The following is a 24,805-nucleotide window of genomic DNA, read 5'->3' on the forward strand; positions in this document are numbered from 1 at the left end:
GTCCCGTCGTCCCCGCCACCACCCCCACTGAAGCCTTTCGTATCAGCTGTAACCCCACGAACATCACGCCGACGGGTTTCTCGGTAAAGGCATAATTACGAACTCACTGCAACTTTTTCTATGAAAGCCGTAGAGACACGCTGGCACGACAAGGCGAGTCGTGCAAAATCGGTGTATACTGTTCATCAGTGGTTGAGCGAGGTCGTGCTCGCGTAATCCAAAACTAAACGCTGAAGTTACGACACCGAAGTCGGTGACGGAGCCAAGGCAGACCCTTCACAACGGATCGTTCGGCACGTACCTGCCGATGAAAGGAACAAAGATGGCAAAAGTCATATTTGACAATGTCACTCGAATTTACCCGGGCAACACTGAGCCCTCGGTTTCGAATTTAAGCATGGATATCAAGGACGGTGAGTTCCTTGTGCTCGTCGGTCCTTCAGGCTGCGGCAAGTCCACAACGTTGCGCATGCTCGCAGGCCTTGAGGAAGTCAACAAGGGCCATATCTACATCGGAGACACCGATGTAACGACCATGCAGCCCAAGGACCGCGATATCGCAATGGTCTTCCAGAACTACGCACTGTACCCGCATATGACCGTCGCCGACAACATGGGCTTCGCCCTGAAGATTGCAGGCACACCCAAGGCGGAGATACGCGAGCGCGTTGAAGAGGCGGCGAAGATGCTCGGCCTGACCGAATTCCTCGACCGCAAGCCCAAGGCGCTTTCCGGTGGTCAGCGCCAGCGTGTGGCAATGGGTCGTGCGATCGTGCGTAAGCCGAAGGTCTTCCTCATGGATGAGCCTCTGTCCAACTTGGACGCAAAGTTGCGTGTGCAGACCCGTACACAGATCGCCGCACTGCAACGGCAGCTCGGTGTCACCACCCTGTACGTCACCCACGACCAGTCTGAGGCCTTGACGATGGGCGACCGCATCGCCGTCATCAAGCTCGGCGTGCTTCAGCAGATCGGCAAACCGACCGAGCTGTACGACAAGCCCGCGAATGCGTTCGTTGCAGGATTCATCGGCTCGCCGTCAATGAACATCAACAAGCACCCCGTCGTGGACGGGAAGGCGAAGATCGGCGACGACACCGTCGAGCTTCCCGCCGAAGCGGTCAACAAGCTGACCGCTGACGATAACGGCGAGATCATCGTCGGCTTCCGTCCCGAGGACGCCAGCCTCGCTGGTGCCGACGAACCGAACGCTTTCGCCCTGAACGTTGTAAACGTCGAGGATCTTGGTTCCGATGGCTACATTTATGGCAGCATCGTGACTGACGGCTCCGTGGCCGAAAGCACCGCAACCATGTCCGATCAGAACAACCTGACGACAATCCGCGTCAACCCGAGGTCCTTGCCGCATATTGGTGACACCGTCAAGATCAAGATCGACCCTGCGAAGATGCACCTCTTCGCTCCGTCGACAGAAGTGCGTCTGAACTAGTATCCACGTTCGGTTCGCATCGATTATGCGTCCCGCGGTCACGCTTAGGGTGTGGCCGCGGGATTTTTGCACGATGGTTACATGCTCCGGCGCAAATCGCGGACATTCCAGGACCATGCGGCTGCACCTTATCATGATCTGTATGAAAACACTGGCTGGTCCATCAACACCGGTTTGGCCAACCACGCCGACCCGAGCCACGTGATTCGACGATGAACGGTGGCATCGTTGGTTCTCCTGGGCCGTTTCCACCACCTCCTACTTTGCCGGGACGATCTACGAGAGTTGTCGCGCCCCGTCTTCCATGTCCATTCCGTCTTCTCCTATCTTGCGATTAGGTTGGTATATATGAAACTATCCGGCACAGCTCAGTTCGACCCCCGCATACTCAAGGCCACTTCAGTGAAAAGCGAGGAGACCGCCACGGAGAAGGATGAACCCAACGCACTCAACATCACCGCCGCGAGCTCAAACCCTAAGATGTTTACTTTGCCGTGGGAACTGCCACTTGCGCAATGGCCGAAAGACCTGCTCGCCAATCTGCCGCGAGGCATCTCAAGGCACGTGGTCCGCTTCGTGCATGTCGGAGACGAGATCTATGCGATGAAGGAAATCACCAGCCAGATAGCCGCAAGGGAATACGAGCTCCTGCGCCGCCTGCAGAAGCTTGAGCTTCCAACCGTCCGACCAATCGCCGTGGTCACCGGCCGTCACACCAAAGAGGGTGAGCCTTTGGAATCCATGCTGGTTACCAAACAGCTCAAATTCTCACTTCCTTACCGCGCATTGTTCGCCCGCAATCTTCGGACCGACACCGCTGAACGCCTCATCGACGCCCTCGCGGTGCTTATGGTCAGGCTGCATTTAGCCGGCTTTTATTGGGGGGACGTATCCCTTTCCAACGTGCTCTTCCTGCGCGATGCGGACGCTTTCTCAGCCTTTCTGGTTGACGCCGAGACTGGGGCGTTGCACACCACGCTGTCCGTGGGGCAGCGCGAATATGATATGGATTTGGCCCACACCAACATCATTGGCGAGTTGATGGACCTCAGTTCAGGTAAACTGCTGCCCGACAGCGTGGACGAAGTCGAGGTGGGCAACAGGCTCCTCGAGCGCTACCACTCATTATGGAGCGCACTGACGGATGAAGAGGACTTCAGCCCAGATGAAATGTGGAAAATCGAAAAGCGCGTCAACAAACTCAACAATCTTGGCTTTGACGTAGACGAACTCGAGGTCAACACGGCCCCCGACGGCAAGCATGTGCTGGTCAGTCCACGCGTGGTCGATGCCGGTTACGCCTCACGCAAGCTACTACGGCTCACCGGTCTGGACGTCCAGGAAAATCAGGCGAGGAGGCTTCTGAACGATCTCGACGCCTACCGTGCCTCCACTTGGCGAGACGGAGAGGATCTGGAGATCGTGGCAACGGACTGGATGCGTGAATGCTTCGAACCCACGGTGCGCATGATTCCTTCGCAGTATCGCTCGCAAATCGAACCAGCCCAGTTCTTCCACGAAGTTCTGGAACATCGCCAGCAGATGTCCGAACAGTGTGGCCACGACATCCCCACGGCGCTGGCGGCCACCAATTACATCAAAAAGGAACTGCCGAAATACAACCTTGATGCCAAGGCACTCGACGAGATCAACGCCGACGCCGATGCCGGAGTGGTGGATGAACGCTCTATATATGCCGATGATGACGCCATGAACTCTGGCGGTGCCAGCGGCGATGCCACGACAGGGGAGCAGGACGAATCCTATGACCCCGACATGGACGTGGACAATCCTGACGACGAGTACGACCAGGACGCGTCGGTCTGGGCACAGTAGCAATGAAACCAGGGGGCGACCCATCGGTGGATCGCCCCCCTGCTTCAGAGTCGAAATCAATCTTCGGCTTCGCCGGCTTTACGACGCGCACGGGCCACCGCATATAGACTGATGCCGGCAGCCACTGATGCATTCAAGGATTCGACCATACCGCTGATTGGTATGCCGGCGATGGAATCACATGCAACGCGTGTCAACCGACTCAAACCTTTACCTTCGGAACCAAGCACCACCACAAGTGGATCCGTTTCGAAGCCCGACTCACCCACAAGTGCATCGCCACCGCCGTCAAGACCGACCACGTAGTACCCACGTTCCTTAAGCGCCTCGATGGCTTTGGTGAGGTTCACCACTCGCGCCACCGGCATGTGAGCCGCCGCGCCGGCCGAAACCTTCCACGCCGCAGCGGTGACTGATGCGGAACGACGTTCCGGAAGAATGACGCCGTTGGCGCCGAAAGCGGCCGCCGACCGGATTACGGCACCAAGATTCTGCGGATCGGTCACCCCATCCAACGCAATGAACAGTGGCCGCGACGCATATCTAGCACTGGCCGAGCTCGCCTCCTCCATGGCGTGCGCCTTCTTTTCGGCACGGTCGGCCAAGTCACGAAGCGAGGCATATTGGTATGGCTGAGCCTTGAGGATCACTCCCTGATGACCTTTGGAATGAGCGATGCGATCCATCTCAAGGCGATCGGCCTCAAGCAGGGTGAGACCCTGGGCACCGGCGAGCTTCACGATCTCACGAGTACGATCGTCATGCTCGATACGCGAAGCGATGTACAACTGCGAACTCGGCACGCCTACTCGCAAGGCCTCCAACACGGAGTTGCGGCCGAAAACCAAATCACTCGCGTCGTCATCATACTTACTCGCACGACGCCTTGCCGCCAACCGCGGATCAGCGAACTGACGCCTCTCATTCGCCACCTTGGCCTTATACGCCTTATGGTACGTACGATCCGTAGCCTTGGGTGTAGGGCCTCTGCCCTTAAGCGCATTACGATGTTTCCCACCCGAACCCTTGGTCGGGCCTTTTTTCATAGCCATGCCCACCATTATCCCAGAACCCCGCGGCAATCATGACAGACGACGAATCCTTAGGTGCACGAGGATGCGCAAACACCCGGCCACGTTCAGCGCGAATCCGACTCCGGATCCATCCTCGGTGCCGGCGGCTGGTAAGAGGCGGCAAAACGACGAATCTCAGTGTAATCATGCGAAAACAGCAGCTTGTCGCTATGCTCCGGACTGACGAAGCCATCAGCGACCATGCGGTCGATCATCTCTTTCATCGGATCCCAAAAACCATTGAAATCATAAAGCACGCACGGCTTATCGTTCAGACCCAAGCGAGCCCACGAGAACGCTTGAGAGAACTCCTCCAAGGTGCCCGCCCCACCAGGGAAAGTGATCGTTACATCGCCTGCCGCCATGAGCCTGCGCTTACGCACATCCATGTCCGCCACAATCTCAAGGCTGTCGGTAATGCTTGAGTCGGCGATCTCACGATCCTTAAGCACCTGAGGAATGACTCCGAGCACTTTCCCGCCATGATCATGCACCGCTCGGGCAACCGCTCCCATCAGACCGGTGCGTCCACCGCCATACACCAATTCGTCGCCCGCCTGAGCAATCTCGACACCGAGCCTTTCGATCTCTTCCTTGTACTCGCCTACTCGCCCGCTCGCAGCGCCGCAATACACCGTAACTTTCATTGTCGTCCCTTCGGGTCCTTCGGATATTCCATTTGCAATATTGTATTATTGCATCAAACTTCGATGAAATACCGTGTTCCCGTGACGCAACGGCACCCCGCGCCTATCCGGCTGCGGCGCAGTCATTCATGGACGTCCGTTGCCTTCTCCCGGCGTTGCGGATGCCACCCATATCGGCCATCGTGGATGCGTCTGGAAGCGAAAGGTCCCCTCACAAGAATGCGCCCTGGTACACGTCCTCACTCGTCAATGAACACGTATTCGCCCAGACGCTTCATGGCTTCCTGAATGCGACTCAGCGGCAGCGCGAGATTCATGCGGATGCCGAATGGCACCCCGAACTGACGCCCATCCTGAACCGCCACACCGACGGACCAGGCGCGACGAAGCACCTCGTCTATGGACAAACCGTGATCTTGGCACCATCGCCGCGCATCAAGAAGCATGATATAGGTGCCCTCAGGCGTGGCAAAGTCGATGCCGGGGAAGTGACGTGACACGTAATCCGCCACGTATTGCACATTGCCGGCCAGGACTCGGCGCAGCTCATCCACCCATATGCCGCCCTCGGGTTTATACGCACCGATGAGCGCGTGCATCGAAAGCACGTTCATCTCGTTATAGACGGCCTTAGAGCTGTAAGCCGTGATGCGGTCACGCAGGTACTTATTGTAGATGATGTGGTACGAACCGACCAAACCGGCCAAATTGAAGGTCTTGCTTGGCGCATAGAACGCTATGGTGCGATTGCGCGCGTCCTCGCCCACGGACTGCGTGGGTATGTGCCGGTGCCCGGAGAGGATGAGGTCGGACCAGATCTCGTCGGATACGACCACACAATCGTTGCGCCGGTACACATCCATGGCACCTTCGATCTCCCAACGTTCCCATACGCGGCCACACGGGTTATGGGGACTGCAAAAGACGGCGAAATGAATATTGTTTTCCTTGATCCTACGGTCCATATCTTCGAAATCCATGCGCCAGATACCGTCCGCGTCACGTTTTAACGGCGAATGAACGATACGGTATCCGTTGGAACCTATGGCATTGGTGAATCCTATGTAGGTAGGGCTGTGGACCAATACGGCATCACCGGCCGTCGCAAAACAGTGCAGCGCCGAAACTAGACCACCCAAGACTCCGTTTTCATAACCGATATCGTCTTTAGTAAGACCTTGTACGCCATTACGGGTTCTTTGCCAGTTGATGATGGAGTCGTAATACTCGTCCGTGGCACGGAAATAACCGTAGAATGAATGCTTCGTGCGTTCGATGATCGCTTCGGGGATGGTGGGAACCGTGGCGAAATTCATATCCGCCACCCACATGGGAATCACATCGAAGCCAGGTTGTGGCGCGTCGGGTGCGAAACCCGGCTCCTTGCCCAAACCGTCGTAAGCCACCGCATCCCTGCCACGCCTGTCCACGACGGTTGTGAAGTCATATCGGAAACCGGACCCTTCGGAACCTTGGAAAGACGAACCACCACCGACTTGTCCTACGACCGCTTCATTCACCGCACGGCCATGCTTCACGGCATGTTCATCGCACATACAATCACCCATCCCTTCTTACCACCCAACACCACTCGTCCATCGTCTTTCAATATTAGCAACATACAGTGGTTCGCGCGGCAATATTCCAGCCAATAAATGGTTTCTGCGCGTCCAGTGCCCGGTCGGCGAAGCCGAAACACGGCAAAGACGGCACAGGGAACGATCGTCGTGTGCGGCAATGGATGAGACCGGTGCATGATCGAATACGACTTGGGGATACCTGGCGGGAACTATTGGGCGCAATGACGAAGCGAAACCGTGACGGACGGATGGAGATCCCGACGGCGGCCGATAGGGCACACGGGTCCGCCGGTCTTACTTATCAAAAGCGAAATCTGCCGGCGAGGCGAAAAACGTAAAGATCTCATCAAGATACCGCTGCAATATCTTGTTGGGCATGCTGAATATCTCATGGCATGAGGTGTCGTAACGAACAAGCTCAATCGAGCTGCCGCCGTCCCGGACACGCTCAACGAAACGGAACTGGCCAGCTTCATGCGTCCACACGTCATGACCCGCCTGGAAAAGCAGGGTCGGCGTCTCGATCCGCGAACACGCTTCGGCGGCCTGCGCTGCGTCACCCATCTTCAACAGCTCACACACATGACCGAACGTGGCGGCATTGGTTTGATAATGACGGTCGTTCCGACGTAGTCGCCTGTACCACTCGACTCGCACCGGTGCGGCACCTGCATGGCCTTTGTCCAAGGCGTTCGGATCGAAGTCCTTCTGGAATGGAGCACGGCGCTTGCTTATTCCCAATTGCACCGCCGTGGCCGTGGCCGGGAAAGCCATCCACCGCGGTATGCCCGTGTTCGGTGTAAAAGCAGGCGCATTGAGCACGGCACGGTGAAAGAGATCGGGATATTCCTCCATCACGACGGAACCGATTACCGCACCCATCGAATGGGCATACAGGTACAGCGGCTGCTCACCGGCCGCAGCGACGCCAATGCTCTGGGCGAACTTCGCCAAATCCGCCACATACCTATGCCAATCATCGATCCACACGAGAGCGGGATCACTGACGTCACGGGGGGAGTACCCATGACCGCGATGCTCCAATACGCATACCGAAAAGCCGGCGAGCAGGAAATACCACACCAATTCGTCGTATTTTTCAGCGAATTCAGTGTAACCATGCGAGATGACCACGGCACCGCAAAATCGTGCCGAAGCCCCGAGGGCATTCACCTCATCGAATCGTTGCGCGTCATATACGATGTAATGCAGCTTTCCAAACGTCGCAGATCGGCCGCCACCATCAGAGGAACGTCCAATTCCGGGCTTACTCCCATCGGGCATCCGGATGTTTCCGGCCGCTTCGCCCTCCGCATTTTCGAACGTCTCGGACACTCCGTCCGAATTGCTTGGAAACGACGCATCCGAGCTCACGAGGGAACTGCTGCACGTACGCCCACCTCGATCCAAACCCTGCACGTCGTCTGATTGAAACGCCTGTACCGGAACGGGAACCGCCAAGTCCGGCGTCTCGGCCGGATCCATCCAGCCATCGCTACGGCATTTCGCCAGTGACGGCAACACCGTACCTTCCATCACTTGCCCGTAGGCGTCAGCGTCTTCGTCAATCAGCTCCATCTGCATGACAATCAAGTCTAATTGGATTATGATAGGCCGGCAACCACCATGCCAAGGCCATCTCGCCCCTCATATCATCGGGATATTGCCGGCACTCTGGGCATCAGACCATATGAGCGTCCGACGGCCGAGGATTGTCCGCATATACCAAGCCAATTGGCAAAAATACGGTATCCAGATCCGCTCATGATCGACTCCGGATGAAACTGTACGCCATAAAGCGGCAGCGCAACATGTTGCAAGGCTTGTACCGTATCGTCATCCATCGCCCGAGCGGTCACCTCGAGCTCATTCGGTAGGGTGTGCGGATCCACAGCGAGCGAATGGTACCGGGTTGCGACGAATGGATTGGGAACTCCTTCGAACATGCTCTGCACCGTTCCCTTCACTTCGGCAGAATCACCGAGGTCCTCCGTGGGCGACGCTTCATCCCCACGGTAGCTGCATGAACGCCCATTCACCCCAAGCAGCTCAATATCGCTGGTCTTGCCGTGCCGAATACTGGCGGCATGAGTCACGGACGCTCCATATACCTCCGCAAGCGCCTGCAGACCAAGACACACGCCAAGCATGGGGGTGCCGGTCCTGGCACACAACCGTATCATGTCCTCGCTTACACCGGCATTCGCAGGCGCACCAGGACCGGGGGAGATGAGCACGCCGTCATAGTCGGCAAACGAAACATGTTCGACATCCCTGGTGCGGAAGGCACCGTCGCCATCACCGCTGAAATCACTGTTTTTAACGAAAGCACTCGAATCTGAGTTCGTTTCGGCCGGCACGATGTCGCAGCCCACCACGGCGATGGCATCGTTGCGCAACACATCCACTACGGCACCCAGAGTTCGCAGGTAGCTCACTATCGTGTATACAAAGGAATCGTAATTGTCGACGACCAGGATATGCGCCGCATCGTGCGCGTCCCGCCTGAGCGCACCTCGTGCCCCCTCGGCCGAGCCGTCGGCCTCACCGTCTTCAGGAAATCGCGAAACCAAGTCATGGCCATTGTCCAATGGAGTCATTGCCTACCTCACTTTGCGAGCGCACTAATGGTCATATCCAATGATAGGTACAAACGCCATTCACAATGCCGCCCGCTTCACCACGTGGTACCATGCCGCATAATTCCAACGCCCTGGACAACGCCCATCTCATGCGCATCCCAAGCAGTTATACGAAATCGTACGGCATCCGTCGAGCAACGACATAGAACACACATAAAATCAGAACCACAACGACCCCAACACGAGCCCAAGGCGTGACGAAAAGCTGCGTTGCTGCGAACAGCATAAGCCAACGCAGCAGGTAGAACAACGCTCTTCTACCGCCTTGACGCACTCGCATCTCCACATTCATATGAGTGAACATGGCGCCAAGCGTCTGCCCATGGCAGAGCACGGGAATCAGCAGTTCAAAAACAAAGAAGGCGAGCACGGAGCCCAAGCGGGCGACGACATCGAACACACCTGCTGCGAAAGTATGCCCAAGAAGCATGAACCTCCCATCCAAGGTCGGCGTCGCGATGTGGTGGAACCACGCTATGAATCCGAACGTCAGCGCGAAATCGCATACCCAAACGAAAATCAGGTCGATGACGAGAGCGACCACACGGTGCAACAATCCCGGACGCATGTTGACTTCATGCGGATCGATGCTGTTTTCAGATGGAAAGACAAGACCATATGTCCATGCCACAAGACAACCGAGAACCGCACCTAAGGTATTCGTAATCAAATCGTCGACGTCAAACTGGCGATAAGCGCATGGATAGACTCCCCATACACCAGTGAGCTGCGAAACCTCAATAAACGCCGAAGCGACGAAACCGGCGGGCAGCACCAAAACCGCCGACCAACGCGCCCATCGTTTGAGGGCGAAACCGAGAGGCATGAACAGCAGCACATTGAAAAGCAATTGCAGAACGGCGATTTTACCGTCCGTACTGATGTCATGAAGAAAGCGCATGACATGTAACTGCGGCTTCAGTGAATGCGTAAGGCAGTAAGAAGCCGGATCGTCAGGCATGGGGTACAGAGTGAAAGCCGCCAAACCGAGCGCATAGAGCACGCAGATGTAGGCCGTGAGAACGGACTTGATGCGCAGACGGTGATGACGATGGTACATCAGCGCAAGGATGGGCAAGGTCAGCACGACGGAAAGGAACGGCCACAAAGCAACCGCGATGATGAACGAATAGCTGAACGTTTCAAGATAGCCGAGCATTTTCGCACCTCACGACCGTGATCGACTGTAAGAATACACCGGCGTGGCGGATTACGGAAACCACGGTGTGTGAATCCGAGTGATCTGCGCCATGTATGGCGCAGATCGAAGGCGTCGGATCAGTCGTCGCCCACCGTGATATGCACGCCACCCACAAGTTGCGATATGACATTGTACAGAGCAGCGATGATGACCGCCAGCAAGGTAACAAGCACCACCTCGACGATGGAAAATATCGTGGAGACGCTAAGCACGGTGCCCAACGACAATACATTCGAAAGACTGAACCCGCCGGCATCAAGACCGGTAGTGGAAAGCAGCTGCGAAACCTGGTCGAACACGCCTACGGCGTTGAGCAAAACCCACATCAGGCTGATGGCCACAATCTGGATGATGCCCCCCGCTACGGAAAGCAGGAAAGTGACCTTGGCAACGGACCACGGGTCGACATGTGTGACCGAAAGTCCCATACGCCTAGCGTGCGGCGCACGTCGCCGTGACTTACCACGCACCGGACGCTTGGCTGATTCAGATCCCCGCGACCTACTCGATGGCCCTGCGACACCATAGCCGGCTGTTGCTTGGGAAATATTGGAAGCAGTTCTAGGCGCACGACGACTGCTCATATCAGAGCCCCCCTGAACCACGGTTTGTGGGTCCTGCAGCGGCGCACGAGAATCACGTGTCTGCCTGGACAAATCCGAATCCGGAATTGCGGGCCAATCGATCGAATTTGGTTTATTGTCACTGCGATCGTCGCTCATTGCTTCTCCTCAACCCCTGCGCCTTAATTTCAATCGACCCTGGAACCGGGTACGTTCACCACGGTTCCAAGGTCATCTGATCGACCCAACTTGTTACTTACATAGATTATCAGTTTTCGGGGACTGCCTTCGCGGTCGTTTCGCCCCCGTCGGTCTTGTCGACATCGATGCGTCCATCGGCGTTGCCTTGGATCGTGTCACGGGTGTCATCGCCCGATTCATCCGATGCATCATCATCGGCGTTTCTGGCAATGGAGATAATCTCATCGTTTTTGTCGGGCTTCGCCAACGTGACGCCCTGAGTATTACGTCCAGTAAGCTTCACTTCGGAAACGTTGGAACGAATCACCTTGCCGGATTTCATGATCGCCATGACCTGATCGGATTCGGTGACTATCAAAGCACCCACGAGCGAACCTCTTCCTTCCGCGAGGTTGAGCGCCTTGACACCAAAACCATTACGTCCCTGCAGACGGTATTCACTGACACGGCTTCGTTTCGCGAAGCCCTCGTTCGTGACCACAAGAAGGTCGAGATCGGCCATATCGTTCGCATCACCGCTTCCATTGGCGGCTGAAAGCGCGGCACGGTTCTCGTCGCTGGGCACCACATCCATCGCAAGCAGTTCATCTCCGCTGCGGAACTTCATGCCCTGTACACCGGCCGCACCCCGTCCCATGGGGCGAAGCTGTTCATCGTCGGCGCGGAACTTGAGGCTCATACCTTGGCGCGAAACGAGGATGATGTCATCATCCGCGTTGCACAGCGCGGCACCTACGAGTTCATCAACGGTCTCTCCTGTGTCCGGATCTTCCATAAGCCGTACGGCGATAAGGCCCCCCTGGCGCGAAGAATCATATTGCTCAAGCGGCGTCTTCTTAACCTTCCCCGACTTGGTGGCAAGCACCAAATACTTGGCAACCTGATAGTCCGGAATCGAAAGCACGGTCTGAATGGCCTCGCCGGGAGCCAGCTGCAGCAGGTTAGCCACATGCTGACCCTTCGAATCACGCGAACCTTCTGGAAGCTCATAGGCCTTGAGTCGGAAGACGCGACCGCGGTTAGTGAAGAACAGAATCCAGTTATGGGTCGAGGTCAGGAAGAAGTGGTCAACCACGTCATCCTCACGCAACCTCGCCCCTTTGATTCCCTTTCCACCGCGATGCTGGGCTCGGTATTCGTCGGCCTTGGTGCGCTTGGCGAAACCGGAGTGCGTGACAGTGACCACCACGTTCTCATCCGCGATAAGGTCCTCATCGCTCATCTCCCCTGAGAAGGGAAGAATCTTCGTACGACGGTCATCGCCGTATTTGCCCACGATCTCATCGAGTTCGTCACCTACAATCTGCCGTTCCCGTTCGGGGCTGGCCAGAATGCCATCGTAATCGGCGATCTTCTTCATCAACTCGTTGTGCTCGTCAACGATCTTCTGGCGTTCCAAAGCGGCCAGACGACGCAGTTGCATAGCAAGGATGGCATCCGCCTGCACGTCGTCCACGCCGAGCAGATCCTCAAGGCCAGTACGTGCGGCATCCACATCCTTAGATGCGCGGATGAGCGCGATGACCTCGTCGATCATATCAAGAGCCTTGAGGTAGCCCTGGAGGATGTGGTCACGTTCCTCCGCCTCGCGCTTCAAATACCGAGTACGACGGTCCACGACCTCAAGCTGATGGTCAACCCAGTGACTCACAAAGGCGTCCAAGGACAGCGTACGTGGTACGTTGTCGACCAGGGCGAGCATATTGGCGCCGAATGTCTGCTGCAGCTGCGTGTGTTTGTACAGATTGTTCAGCACCACTTTGGGAACCGCGTCACGTTTGAGCACAAGCACCAATCGCTGGCCGGTCCGACCCGAGGTCTCGTCTCGCATGTCGGCTATACCCTGGATCTTGCCATCACGAACAGCCTCACGAATGGAAGCTGCAAGGCGGTCGGGATTGACCTGGTATGGCAGTTCGGTGACGACCAGGCACATGCGCCCCTTGATCTCCTCCGTGTTGACCACGGCGCGCATGGTGATCAGCCCTCGCCCGGTACGGTAGGCCTGTTCTATGCCCTTATGACCAAGGATGGTGGCACCAGTGGGGAAATCAGGTCCTTTGATACGTTCGATAAGCGCATCAAGCAACTCCTCTTTGGTGGCCTGCGGATGTTCGAGTGCCCAATGCACACCGTCGGCCACTTCGCGCATGTTGTGCGGGGGGATATTGGTAGCCATGCCCACGGCGATGCCGGACGACCCGTTGACCAGAAGGCTGGGGAAGCGGGCGGGAAGTACGGTGGGCTCCTGCGTCTTGCCGTCGTAGTTCGGCACGAAGTCGACAGTGTCCTTGTCGATATCACGCACCATCTCCATGGCGAGCGGAGCCATGCGGCATTCAGTGTAACGCATGGCGGCCGCCGGATCATCACCGGGCGATCCGAAATTGCCCTGTCCATCCACAAGCATGTAACGCATCGACCACGACTGGGCCATGCGCACCAGGGTATCGTAAATAGCCGAATCACCGTGCGGATGATACTTACCCATCACATCGCCCACGACGCGCGAGCACTTGTTGTACCCTCGATCGGGACGATAGCCGCCATCGTACATCGCATAGATCACGCGACGATGCACTGGCTTCATGCCATCGCGCACATCAGGAAGGGCACGTTCCACAATGACGGAAAGCGAATACGCCAAATAGGAGTCCTTCATCTCTTTGCCCAGTTCGACGGGCTGGATGCGTTCACCCGTCATCAAACCGTAATCGGTGTCATCGGCCTCTTGGGGACTGAGCGGTTCCAGCGAACCGTCCGGTGTATATTGTTCTTCGAACCCGTCATCTGGGGTTTCGTTCGTCGTATTATTATCGTCTGCCACTGTCATTCCTTAGAATCTCAAGCTTTTCTATATCATTGCGCGAAATCACGCATCGATGAACCGCGCGTCATGCGCGTTGCGCTGGATGAAGAGACGACGGGGCTCGACCTCGTCGCCCATGAGCATCGAGAATGTCTCGTCGGCCTGAGCCGCATCCTCGATCTGGACTTGCTTGAGGATGCGGTGATCTGGATCCATGGTCGTTCCCCATAGCTCCTGGTAGCTCATCTCACCCAGACCCTTGTAACGTTGAATGCCCTCGCCCTTGGGTAATTGGCGGCCAGCCTCCTTGCCCTCCTTGAGCACGCGATCGCGTTCGGCATCCGTGTAGACGAAACTGTGGTTACCTTTCGTCCATTTGATTCTATACAGCGGCGGCATGGCGACATACACGTAGCCGGCGTAGATCATCGGACGCATGTAGCGGAAGAACAATGTCAGGTTCAAGGTGGCGATGTGGGCTCCGTCCACATCTGCATCGGCCATGATGATGACCTTGTGGTAACGCACCTTGTTCAAATCGAAGTCATCTCCATATCCGCCGCCGATGGCGGTAATCAGCGCCTCGATGGTGTCGGATTTCATGATGCGGTCAATCGAGGCGCGTTCGGTGTTGAGTATCTTGCCTCGCAACGGAAGAATGGCCTGGGTAATCGGGTTGCGTCCCTGGATCGCGGAACCACCTGCGGAATCGCCCTCCACGATGAACAATTCGCACTCCTCGGGATTACTTGATTGGCAATCCTTGAGTTTGTCAGGCATGCCCGCGGTTTCGAACACGGATTTACGCCGGGTGTTTTCGCGCGCCTTCTTGGCCGCGATACGTGCGTGGGAGGCTTCGAGCGCCTTCTGGATGATGTTCTTGGCCTCGCTTGGGTGGGCATCAAACCAGTCACCAAGCTTGTCAGTCATGACTCGCTGTACGAAGGTCTTAGCCTCGGAATTGCCGAGCTTGGTCTTGGTCTGTCCCTCGAACTGCGGGTTCGTGAGCTTCACGGACACCACGGCGGTCAGTCCTTCGCGTACGTCCTCACCGGAGAAGTTGTCATCCTTCTCCTTGAGCAGGTTCTTGTCGCGGGCGTAGCGGTTGATGAGCGTGGTAAGCGCCGCGCGAAAACCTTCTTCGTGCGTACCGCCTTCGGTCGTGGAGATGGTGTTCGCAAAAGTATGTACTGACTCCGAATACGCCGCTGTCCATTGCAGGGCTATTTCGGCTGAGATGCCGATGGACAGGTCCTCGGCTTCAAGATCGATCACATCCTCCTCAATCGGGGCGGATTTACGGGACTTCACCAAGTAATCCACGTAATCCTTGATGCCGTTCTTGTACATGTACGAAACGGTGTTGACCTTCGGCTTCTCTTCCGGCTCATCCTGCCCGGCCACTTCGTCGCCGGCCAGGTCCGGCTGCCGTTCGTCGGTCAGGGTGATGCGCAGACCTTTGTTGAGAAAGGCCATTTGTTGGAAACGCGAACGAAGCGTTTCGAAATCGTAGACCGTCGTCTCGAAAATGGCTGGATCGGCCCAGAAAGTAACCGACGTGCCAGTCTCTTCACCATCCTTAAGGGCTTCGCCCTGCTTGAGCGGGGCCACGGCCGTCTGATTCACGAAACTTTGCGACCAGTGATATCCCTGTCGACGTACGTCAACATCGATGCGTGTGGAAAGCGCATTCACGACCGAGATGCCCACGCCGTGCAAACCACCGGAAACCGCATATCCGCCACCTCCGAACTTGCCACCGGCGTGCAGCTTGGTCATGACAGTTTCCACACCGGAGACGCCCTCGCCAGGCACTTCGTCCACCGGAATGCCTCGACCGTTGTCGACAACGCGTATGGCGTTATCCGGCATGATCGTCACTTCGATATGGGAAGCGTAACCCGCGAGCGCCTCATCCACGGAATTGTCGACGATTTCGTAAACCAGATGATGCAACCCGCGTGGCCCCGTCGATCCGATATACATGCCCGGGCGTATGCGCACCGCCTCCAGTCCCTCGAGTACACGAAGATCGCTGGCATCATAATGTTCAGGCGAAAGCGAATCGTCAAGCTGGACGTCGTTGAGCTCGTCATGCTCCAGTTTGTCTATGTTGCTGGCAAGGGTGTCGCTGGCAAGAGCGGCAGGCTCGTTCCCGTCCTTTGCATTGTCCGCGATGCCGCCTTCGGCAGCGCCATCGATCGAACCGTCCTTTTTGTTCAGATTTGAATCTGCCACAAGGTTCCTTTCTGATTTCCCTCGCACGAAAGGGTTCCTGCAGGGGCAATACACTCTGTATGGCCAATAATCGGGCCTTAAAAGCGTTTAACCATATATCCAGTATTTTACTTGCATATAGGGACTTCAGGCCTTACCGGGGCATTTAACGTTTTAGCTTCCACCATCGCAAACCGCTTACCGGTTGTAACCTCGATGCCGGTAGCGCTGGGCAAAACGAGAGGTGCGCGGTCCTGTGACCTTGATTTCCTTGACTTCCAAACCCTCAAGCCGCTCTCTTATGGTTTGGGTCAATGCCGGGATCAGATACGTCAGTTGCGTTGCCCAAGCACCTGATTCCGTATGTATGGTAAGAACACCGTCACGGAAGTCATCTACATATGAATGCGCGGCAATGCCGGCACCCACGACTTCATCCCAATGGGTACGCAGTTGCGCAACCTTCAGATGAGGCACCCATTGCCGCCCGACGGCAATGGCATCTAATGTTCCTCCCAATTGAGCCGGGTCCCGGTTCGGTTTGCCGAAGTTCTCCCACGCCTCCCGCTCGCATTGCGCTCGATCCCTGCGCAGAATGGAACGTTTGGTCAGACGCTCGAAAACCTGGCTGGGCAGCTTGCGGGCATCCAGATTCAAAGCAAGGTCTATCGGACGTTCCATCATGCGACGCCTTCGTCATGGTTTGAGGCATCGACCGCATCCACACCGCCACGGGAGTCGGCATCGCCGGTGTCAAAGACCTGAAGGTCAGCCACCTTGATGACCTTGCATGGCACCGCATGGCGCCGCAGACGTCCCATGTCGGGAATATCGCTCACGGCCGCGACGGTCACGAACACCTGATCCTGCTGCGCCGCGAAATCCAATATCTTACCACGCCTCGTCTCATCGAGCTGTGCGAACACATCATCCAAAACCACGATCGGCTTCTCACCGCGTCTACGCGAAATCGCACGATACAGCGACATTTTCAACGCCAACGCCAGCGTCCAGGTCTCGCCATTCGACGCATACTCCCGAGCCGGGTAGCCCTCCAGTGAGAATTCCATATCATCCCGGTGGGGGCCAATCAGATTGCGCCCCCGAGCCACTTCGCCCGGGTACAGACGTTGGAAATGTCTGCTGATTTCCGGTTGTGGAAGTTCGGACGACAACACCTCCTCAAATGAAGGAACGTAACGAAGCTCAGCCGAGTGTTCGGGTTGATGCTCTCTTCCAAGACCCGCGCCTTCGGCGTGTGACGTCGATATGCCTTCATCGGCACCTCCCGATGACCGCACACCAGAAACTCGGCGTTCTTCGAAATCATCACCGTCTTGCTCTTGTCCTCGCCCATCAGTTGAGAGGGCCCCATATAGGTCGGAGAAGTCGGGGGAGATCTCATCGACGATCGTCTGCCTGTAGCGCGTCAGCTCCACACCTTTGTCGATGAACTGGCCCGTCCACACCTCAAGGCCGCTTAACGAGGCCTGCCGCAGGTCCAGGTCACCATCGCGTTCACCTAATTGCTTGAGCAAAGCCACGCGCTGTCGTGCGATTTGCATGAAATCATGCAGACAATCGGCATAGCCAGGGATGAGCATCGTACCGGCTTGATCCAGAAAAGCACGCCTCTCAGACGGATCCGCGGAAACAAGTCGTTGATCATCCGGAGTAAAAGAGACCAAGGGCACTCTTCCTACGATGTCCCTCATATACAAGGACGGACCATTGTCGATGCGCCCGCGATTGGCACCTTTTGTGGCAATGCTGACTTCATAGGTGACCACATCGCCATTCGTTTCAGAGCCGGCATCCTTCCCGCTCACCATGTCGGATCCGCCCCGTACGTCCATCTCGCGGACGTTGGCCCTCACTGTGGCCTTGTTTTCTCCGCGCCTCACCAACGGCAACATGTTGGAGGTCCGATGGCTGGAACCGGTGGAAAGCACCTCCAAAGCCTCGACGATGTTGGTTTTCCCCAATCCGTTGGCGCCTTGAAGCAAGGTGATTCCCGGTTCGAAATCCAGGACGATGTGCCGCCAGGATCTGAAATAATCAAGAGCAAGTCGTGAAATATATATCACTTATACCACCGCGGATTCTATGAAAAACACCAGCCCCATTCGGTCCGAACAGAGCTCCCGACATTCATCGGAAGCAACGATTGCGCGACAATGCAACCGACAATCAGCTGTTCAGGCGCATCGGCACCAAAAGGTAACGGTAATCCATGGATTCGTCGGAATCGGCTTCCTGCTGCCCATTGAATTCGACAGGTTTGACTGCCGTAGTCATCTTAATCCGAACGAACGGCTCCGCAATTGCGCTCAGCCCTTCGATGAGGTATGAGGGGTTGAAAGCGACGGTGATGGGCTCGCCGTCCATGTCGACATCAAGCGTCTCGTTGGCCTGTGATTCATCCACAGCTCCGGCAGAAAGCGTCAATGCGTTGTTTTCGAACATCATGCGAATGGGAGCATTGCGTTCAGCCACAAGGGATACGCGTTTTATTGCCGAAAGCAACAACTGACGGTCAATGATGGCCTGTATGGGGTATTCATCGGCGAAAAGCCGATCAACCGCGGGGAATTCTCCATCGATGAGCTGCGAGGTGGAAAGCCGACCTGCATTTTCAAAGCCAAGGAGTGTTGGCTTGTCAATATCCAAAGCGATGGCGATGTTCTGATGTTCATCGGTCGATCGGGCGACGTCACGCAATAGAGAACCCCTGACCAAAGCCTGAGCTTGTATATCTGGATTCTTGGGACTCCAGGTGAACGTCGACTTGGACAGGCGGAACCTATCCGTAGAGCTCATGACGACTTTGTCTCCCTGGAATTCGATACGGACACCTGTGAGAACCGGCCTGTTTTCCTCTCTTGAGACGGCGACGCAGGCTTGCATGACAGATTGGATGAACGTCGACGCATCTACCTGACCTATGGTCTGTGGCACCTCGGGAAGGTCGGGATATTCGCTCTCCGGCATGAGATGCAATGTAAATGTCGATTTGCCGGACGAAATCGTCAGCGTCGATTCGGATGTCGAAATGTATGTCTTCTCCGCAGGAAGGGATTTGCTGATGTCAGTGAGCAACTTGCCTTGAACCAAAACCGAACCCGCCTCATCCACGCCGGCTTCGATGTGATGGCGTGCCGAAATTTCGTAGTTGAACGCGGAAAGTTGTAACGTACCGTCGGCTGCTTTCAGTTTGATGCCGGCGAGGATGGGGTTGGCTGGACGCGCGTCTATGACTCGTGCTGTCCACGCAACGGCATCGGCGAATGCGCCGGAATTGACTTCTACTTTCATCGTTCTTGCTCCTCATCCCAAAGTGTTTGTTTAAGTCTAGCGCTCAAACCGTACTACAAAAGTGTAGCGTGCTTCAGTTTTTATGATGATGACGAGATTTATATAGATTAAGTAGATAATCGTAATAATAAGTACTGTGGATAAGTGGAAATCTTGAAATAACGTTACTCGCATTTCACTTTTGAGACGTACTTCATTGTGGATAACTTTAGATTTACGTGTGGAAAAGAAAGAAGGTTTTCCACAACTCGACATGACCCTTATTCTTGTCCACAGCCAAGCGCTATTTGTTCACATGTACCACACTGCTTCATGACTGTTTACTCACCGTGCGATTACGGTGTTGTGGATTGTATGTGCACAACTCTGTGGATAAATTTTTCTCATATTTTAAGCTCAGGTGTGTCGCCATCGATATTCATAAACAGCATGCAAACGGATATATACAGCCTGAAACAAATATCGACTGCATAGAAAAAGAAAACTTCTTCAATGATGATCCGGCTGCAATACCGAATCACTGAAGTTGTGAATCGTTATTTCTTCGGTTGCTGCTTCAGGCGAACCGTAAGCTCCATGACATAGTTGTAGATTTCTTCTTTTTCCTGCATCTCATCGGAAATACGGGTACAGGCGTGCATCACCGTTGTGTGATCCTTGCCTCCAAATACTTCACCGATGTCGACCAGGCTCATGCTTGTCATCTCCCTGGTCAGATACATTGCTATCTGTCTTGCCAGAGCCACATTCTTCGTGCGGCTCCGTCCCACGATGTCGTCAAACGTCAGATGGAAGTACTGAGCTATCTGGCTGATGATGTCGGTGGGTTTGATCTCCACGTCGGAGGTGTACAAATCATGCAACGCACGTTCCGCGAGAGGAACCGAAACGGGTTGGTTGCTCAGGGATGCAACAGCCGTCACGCGGGTGAGGGCCCCTTCGAGCTCACGGATGGACTCGGTGAAGCGCTGCGCGATAAGGTCGAGCACATCGTTGGGGACGTTCGTATGATTGTTGGCTGCCATCATCCTGAGAATTGCGGTACGAGTTTCCAAATCCGGTGGTTTGACATCCACCGTCAGACCCGACTCGAATCGGGAGATGAGCCTCGACTCAAAGCCTTTGAGGTTGATGGGAGCCACGTCGGAAGCTATGACGATGCGTTTGTTCGCTTGATACAGTGAATTGAAGGTGTGGAAGAACTGCTCAAGGGTGGAATCCTTGCCACCCAGGAACTGGATGTCGTCGATGAGCAGGACGTCCACCTGGCGGTAACGACGATTAAACGCGGCAATCTGTCCTTCGCTCTGATTCGGCTTTTGCAGTGCCTCGATGAATTCGTTCGTGAACTCTTCGCTGGTCACGTATCGGACCTTGAGACTGCTGTCCTTGACCAACGCGTAATTGCCTATGGCGTTGAGCAGATGCGTCTTTCCCAGTCCAGGACCTCCGTAGATGCACAATGGGTTGTAGTCTTTGCCGCTTCCTTCCGCCACTGCCATTGCGACGGTTCGCGCGAAACGGTTGGAATCCCCCGGAACGAAAGTGTCGAAGGTGAAATTCTTATTGAGATGGGTCTGGGGGTCACGAGCGGTCTTGTCTCTTGAAAACGTTTTTTCCGTTTGTGCTTGCAATGGCCCGGTTTCAAGAGGCTGTGGCTCATCGACCTGGAGGAGCGTGGGCTCATTGATGTCTGGCTCCACTGCTGACGTCCGCGTCTGTTGCGACGTTTGTACGGGAGCGTCGGTTATCACTGCTTTCGTCGATTCTTCCGGTTCCGGCACCTGCGTAGGTTGCTGTTGTGGGATGATTTTGAATGCAGGGTACATGTTCATGCCGCAACTGAGGTTGAGCGCATGCAGCAGCCGTTCGTTCAGCTCCCCCTGCAACGCCTGCTGTGTGGCGGTGCTTGAGACACATAATACGATGGTCGTGCCGTATACCGCTTCAGGTACTACATCCTGAAGCCAACTCCAACCACGTGGCGTGATGGTGGAATCACCGCGAAGTATGGAAAGGGCGTCACCCCAGGTCCGGAAAGCCTGAGCCTTGGGATCCTGCAATGATGAGTCATTGGGACCATCGATCATGACTCTTTCCTTTCTCACACCTGAATTCGCGCACGCCGAGTGCCGACGTACCACCTGCCGGCGGAACAGATCAATGGCGCAGGCCAGACCATTACATATTTACTCGGGGTGCTAGAAGTTATCCACAGCTTCGCGTGTTGCAATTATTGAGATGTGAATAACATTGATGTAATTTGTGGACAAGAAGGCGAGGGGAAACCTAGCAATCATTGTGTTTCCGGGGCTTTTCAGAATAGGGTTCGAGCCTCGTACCGGGCCTCTATCCGTTCGATCGCTCACGCAATGCAGTCATGATATGGGATGGAATCGCCTTCACGCGTTGACGTGAGACCAGGGGTGAGAGTAGCTTAATATAGCTTGTCTTTAAGAGGAGCCATGCGTAGGCATGGCCTGAACACGGGAGCATGTTATGAAGAGAACATATCAGCCGAACAACCACCGGCGCCACATGAAGCATGGATTCCGCATCCGTATGCGCACTCGTTCCGGGCGTGCGGTGCTCAACCGTCGCCGCGGCAAGGGTCGCAAAGCCCTCGCGGTCTGATTGCGCGCAAGGCGGTAAGATACAGGTCATGGAGCGACTGACGAAGCATAAGGATTTTGTGAAGGTGCTCAGGTTGCGCCATAAGGTGAGCAGCGCTGATGTCGTCATCCATTTTCTGATACATGATACTTCCGCACGAGATGATTCTGGCGTGCGCGATCAGGCGTTCGATGAAGATGATTGGCTTCGTGATGACAAGGTTTCGACGCGACCGGTGAATGACGATGATACGCAGGTCGATAATGGCACGAAGTCGAAGAAAGTCACGTGTCATCGGCTTGGCTTGGCGGTTTCGAAAGGCGTAGGCAATGCCGTGACGCGCAATCGAGTCAAGCGCAGGTTCCGGGCCTTGTCTCGGGAGCGGGAGTTCCTGCTTCCACCCGAGTGCGACATCGTGATGCGAGCGAAGCCAAGCGCTTCCCAAGTGTCATACGCTTCGTTGTTGGATCAAGTTGAACGGTTGTTCGGTGACATCGCCCGCAAGGATACCAAGTCCACACGCACGGGGTACCACGACATGTCCCGTGAGTGATCATACCGCCGATTCCCTATTGAAGTGAGGCATGGTGACTGCAGCCGCCCGATTTCGTCGCCCGGAACCGAATGCCGGACATGACAATCGTAATGGTGTAATCGTGTCTGAACATACTCAGGGTGTGATTTCGGCTTATATGATCAAGGCCATCCGATGGTACCAGGTGCATATCTCGGCACACAATCCTCCTTGCTGCAAGTATTACCCATCCTGCTCCAATTATGCACTCCAAGCGGTTCTTCGTTATGGGGCATTCCGCGGAGGAGTGCTGGCGGCATTGCGACTGCTCCGTTGCAGACCGTGGAGTCTCGGCGGCATCGACGACGTGCCCCGTCGATATTCTGTTTTTTACCGCTTTTCGTGGTCAAAGGCCCATGAGGAACCGCGGTTGACACCTCTCGCGGATTCAGCGATGAGCTATGTTGATGCTGATTCTTGTGGTGATGTGCTTGCGCCTGGTTCGTCGCAACAAGATCAACCGGAAGCGCCGTACGATATGATGACTGATGTTGATGTAACAGCTGGTTTTATTTCCAAGCCATTGGCTCTAAAGGAGACGACTCGATGACGCCGGATTATAACAACTTCGTGATGGATCACGGTCTTTTCGGCTGGATCTACAAGATTCTTACACCCGTCGAATGGGTGATGACGCAAGTCATGTCATTGTTCCACAAGCTTTTGGTACTGCTTGGCATGGCTCCCGTGGGTCTTTCCTGGGTCTTTTCGATAGTCTTTCTTGTGCTTGTGGTGCATGCCATCATTTTGCCCATATACATAAGACAGATGCGTTCGATGGCAAAGATGCAGGCATTGCAGCCGAAGATGCAGCATATTCAGAACAAATACAAGGGTAAGACGGATCAGGCGAGTAGGGAGGCCATGAGTCGTGAGACCATGAAGCTCTACCAGGACAACAAGGTCAATCCGGCTGGATCCTGTTTGCCCATGCTTATCCAGGGACCTGTATTCATGTGCATGTTTTATATGCTTTCAGCGATTCCCTACATCGCGCATGGTTCCCGAGGCCAGCTCGGTGCTTTTGACAAGGCTACGGCGACACAGTTCACCGAAACGTCGTTCTTTGGCCTCAATGTGACGAACACTTTTTCCATGGCTGATCTTTCCGGTAAAGCCATCATGGGGCTCTTCACCTTCCTCATGTGCGCTGCGATGTGGTACATGCAGTTCAACAACATGCGCAAGAATCTGCCAAAAGAAGCCATGCAGGGTCAGTCCTACCGGGTCCAGCAGATGATGACCTGGATTTTCCCGCTCATGTATATCTTCTCCGCCTTGAGCATGCCTTTCGCGGTGTTGGTGTACTGGCTGACGAACAACATAGCCAATATGTTCCGTTCGCTCTGGCAGGTCTACGCGTTCCCGGCCCCAGGGTCGCCCGCGCATGAGGAAAAGGTTAAGCGTGAGCACCAAAAGGAGAATCAGCGTCGCATCAAGGAAGGTTTGCCCTCCATTGAGGAGGAGAACCTACAGAAGGCGATGGACGAGGCCCGTAAGCGCGAGGAGGAAGGCTATCAACGCCAGCAACCCAAGCGCAACCTTACAAGGAGTCAGCGTAAGAAGAACCGTCGATAGGTAGAGGGCGGACCCGGCCAACGGTTTTCTCCCGGTTCAGAAGTTTGGATTCCAAAGCACTTCCTACGCCCTTGCGGTGGTGAATACGAGTTTCTGGCGTTCATCCTTAGTTTTCAGTGATTTCCTGGCCAATGCTCGTAAAGTGGAACGTTCGTTCCCTTGTCTTGCCCGGAGTGATTTGTTGCCGTATGTGTTTTGGTTTTGGACTTTTGTGTTTGGTTGTCGGTCATTGGCGTTTGTCGTTGTACTTCGGCGTTTGCTTTTCCGGTTTGTTTTTGGACTTTGAGGCCTTCGGTTCGGCCTCGTGTGTTCGGGACATGCGTCTTGGATGTGCTTCTGCAACGTATGTTTTGGACGTGTGTGTTGGACGTGTAGTTGGGTTCTTCCACCTTCCTGACTGATTTCGCCATGGCTGTCCTTTGTTCCAACGGCATCAGGGTCCTTTTCTACGATCGGTGACGACGGATTCGCCTTTGAAGCGGTGACTGATCAATATGTATTAACCC

At 55.3% G+C, this 24,805-nt stretch carries 19 protein-coding genes and 1 pseudogene; 7 read left to right on the plus strand and 13 right to left on the minus strand.

The window, feature by feature from the left end; all coding sequences use genetic code 11:
* Positions 1–322: 322 nt before the first annotated feature.
* Together BBOMB_RS05605 and BBOMB_RS05610 are read left to right on the plus strand one after the other, a co-directional pair.
* Positions 323–1,450 carry an ABC transporter ATP-binding protein gene (locus BBOMB_RS05605; RefSeq protein WP_044087472.1) on the plus strand — a complete coding sequence of 376 codons (1,128 nt, stop codon included), beginning with the start codon at positions 323–325 and terminating at the stop codon, positions 1,448–1,450.
* A 348-nt stretch (positions 1,451–1,798) separates the two neighbouring features.
* Positions 1,799–3,286, plus strand: a complete 1,488-nt coding sequence (locus BBOMB_RS05610; RefSeq protein WP_044087473.1) for a DUF4032 domain-containing protein — start codon at positions 1,799–1,801, stop codon at positions 3,284–3,286.
* Between the two features lie 56 nt (positions 3,287–3,342).
* On the opposite strand, the gene rlmB is transcribed toward BBOMB_RS05610, so the two are convergent.
* The 13 genes from rlmB to dnaA all read right to left on the minus strand — a co-directional run bounded on the left by rlmB (position 3,343) and on the right by dnaA (position 21,624).
* On the minus strand, positions 3,343–4,338 hold the full coding sequence (gene rlmB, locus BBOMB_RS05615) for a 23S rRNA (guanosine(2251)-2'-O)-methyltransferase RlmB (protein WP_044087475.1): 996 nt from the start codon (positions 4,336–4,338) through the stop codon (positions 3,343–3,345).
* A gap of 86 nt (positions 4,339–4,424) precedes the next feature.
* Entirely contained in the window at positions 4,425–5,006 is a 582-nt protein-coding gene (locus BBOMB_RS05620; RefSeq protein WP_044087476.1) for an LOG family protein, read from the minus strand.
* A 239-nt stretch (positions 5,007–5,245) separates the two neighbouring features.
* Entirely contained in the window at positions 5,246–6,562 is a 1,317-nt protein-coding gene (locus BBOMB_RS05625; protein WP_081867322.1) for a MalY/PatB family protein, read from the minus strand.
* Between the two features lie 318 nt (positions 6,563–6,880).
* A complete protein-coding gene (locus BBOMB_RS05630) occupies positions 6,881–8,170 on the minus strand; it encodes an alpha/beta fold hydrolase (protein ID WP_052400133.1) in 1,290 nt (429 codons plus the stop codon).
* Positions 8,171–8,238: 68 nt separating this feature from the next.
* The gene (locus tag BBOMB_RS05635; protein WP_044087522.1) at positions 8,239–9,066 is read right to left on the minus strand and encodes an anthranilate synthase component II; all 828 of its coding nucleotides are present in this window, start codon (positions 9,064–9,066) and stop codon (positions 8,239–8,241) included.
* A gap of 268 nt (positions 9,067–9,334) precedes the next feature.
* Positions 9,335–10,387 carry a VanZ family protein gene (locus BBOMB_RS05640; RefSeq protein WP_044087477.1) on the minus strand — a complete coding sequence of 351 codons (1,053 nt, stop codon included), beginning with the start codon at positions 10,385–10,387 and terminating at the stop codon, positions 9,335–9,337.
* 119 nt (positions 10,388–10,506) lie between these two features.
* Positions 10,507–11,151 carry a DUF3566 domain-containing protein gene (locus BBOMB_RS05645; RefSeq protein ID WP_044087478.1) on the minus strand — a complete coding sequence of 215 codons (645 nt, stop codon included), beginning with the start codon at positions 11,149–11,151 and terminating at the stop codon, positions 10,507–10,509.
* 109 nt (positions 11,152–11,260) lie between these two features.
* Positions 11,261–14,026, minus strand: a complete 2,766-nt coding sequence (gyrA, locus tag BBOMB_RS05650) for a DNA gyrase subunit A (RefSeq protein WP_152570142.1) — start codon at positions 14,024–14,026, stop codon at positions 11,261–11,263.
* Between the two features lie 39 nt (positions 14,027–14,065).
* Positions 14,066–16,114, minus strand: a complete 2,049-nt coding sequence (gene gyrB / locus BBOMB_RS05655) for a DNA topoisomerase (ATP-hydrolyzing) subunit B (RefSeq protein ID WP_044087524.1) — start codon at positions 16,112–16,114, stop codon at positions 14,066–14,068.
* A 303-nt stretch (positions 16,115–16,417) separates the two neighbouring features.
* Positions 16,418–16,900: a DciA family protein gene (locus tag BBOMB_RS05660; protein ID WP_052377554.1), complete on the minus strand. Its 483-nt coding sequence runs from the start codon at positions 16,898–16,900 to the stop codon at positions 16,418–16,420.
* A complete protein-coding gene (locus tag BBOMB_RS05665; protein ID WP_044087525.1) occupies positions 16,900–18,303 on the minus strand; it encodes a DNA replication/repair protein RecF in 1,404 nt (467 codons plus the stop codon). The genes BBOMB_RS05660 and BBOMB_RS05665 overlap by 1 nt, the downstream gene beginning before the upstream one ends.
* 106 nt (positions 18,304–18,409) lie before the next feature.
* The gene (gene dnaN / locus BBOMB_RS05670; RefSeq protein ID WP_044087480.1) at positions 18,410–19,534 is read right to left on the minus strand and encodes a DNA polymerase III subunit beta; all 1,125 of its coding nucleotides are present in this window, start codon (positions 19,532–19,534) and stop codon (positions 18,410–18,412) included.
* A gap of 536 nt (positions 19,535–20,070) precedes the next feature.
* Complete coding sequence (gene dnaA, locus BBOMB_RS05675) at positions 20,071–21,624, minus strand: chromosomal replication initiator protein DnaA (protein ID WP_044087481.1); 1,554 nt, start codon at positions 21,622–21,624, stop codon at positions 20,071–20,073.
* 409 nt (positions 21,625–22,033) lie between these two features.
* On the opposite strand from dnaA, the gene rpmH reads away from it, so the two are divergent.
* The 5 genes and pseudogenes from rpmH to yidC all read left to right on the plus strand — a co-directional run bounded on the left by rpmH (position 22,034) and on the right by yidC (position 24,299).
* Positions 22,034–22,168 (plus strand): 50S ribosomal protein L34, encoded by a 135-nt coding sequence (gene rpmH, locus BBOMB_RS07905; RefSeq protein WP_081867325.1) that lies wholly within the window; start codon positions 22,034–22,036, stop codon positions 22,166–22,168.
* Positions 22,169–22,196: 28 nt separating this feature from the next.
* A complete protein-coding gene (gene rnpA, locus BBOMB_RS05680; protein WP_044087526.1) occupies positions 22,197–22,700 on the plus strand; it encodes a ribonuclease P protein component in 504 nt (167 codons plus the stop codon).
* Between the two features lie 139 nt (positions 22,701–22,839).
* A pseudogene (gene yidD, locus BBOMB_RS08350) lies at positions 22,840–23,106 on the plus strand (membrane protein insertion efficiency factor YidD); the annotation flags it as partial.
* A gap of 9 nt (positions 23,107–23,115) precedes the next feature.
* Entirely contained in the window at positions 23,116–23,271 is a 156-nt protein-coding gene (locus BBOMB_RS08355) for a hypothetical protein (protein WP_238549934.1), read from the plus strand.
* Positions 23,268–24,299: a membrane protein insertase YidC gene (gene yidC, locus BBOMB_RS05690; protein ID WP_044087482.1), complete on the plus strand. Its 1,032-nt coding sequence runs from the start codon at positions 23,268–23,270 to the stop codon at positions 24,297–24,299. The genes BBOMB_RS08355 and yidC overlap by 4 nt, the downstream gene beginning before the upstream one ends.
* Positions 24,300–24,805 lie beyond the last annotated feature (506 nt).

It is taken from the genome of Bifidobacterium bombi DSM 19703, from assembly GCF_000737845.1.
GTDB classification, from domain to species: Bacteria; Actinomycetota; Actinomycetes; order Actinomycetales; family Bifidobacteriaceae; genus Bifidobacterium; species Bifidobacterium bombi.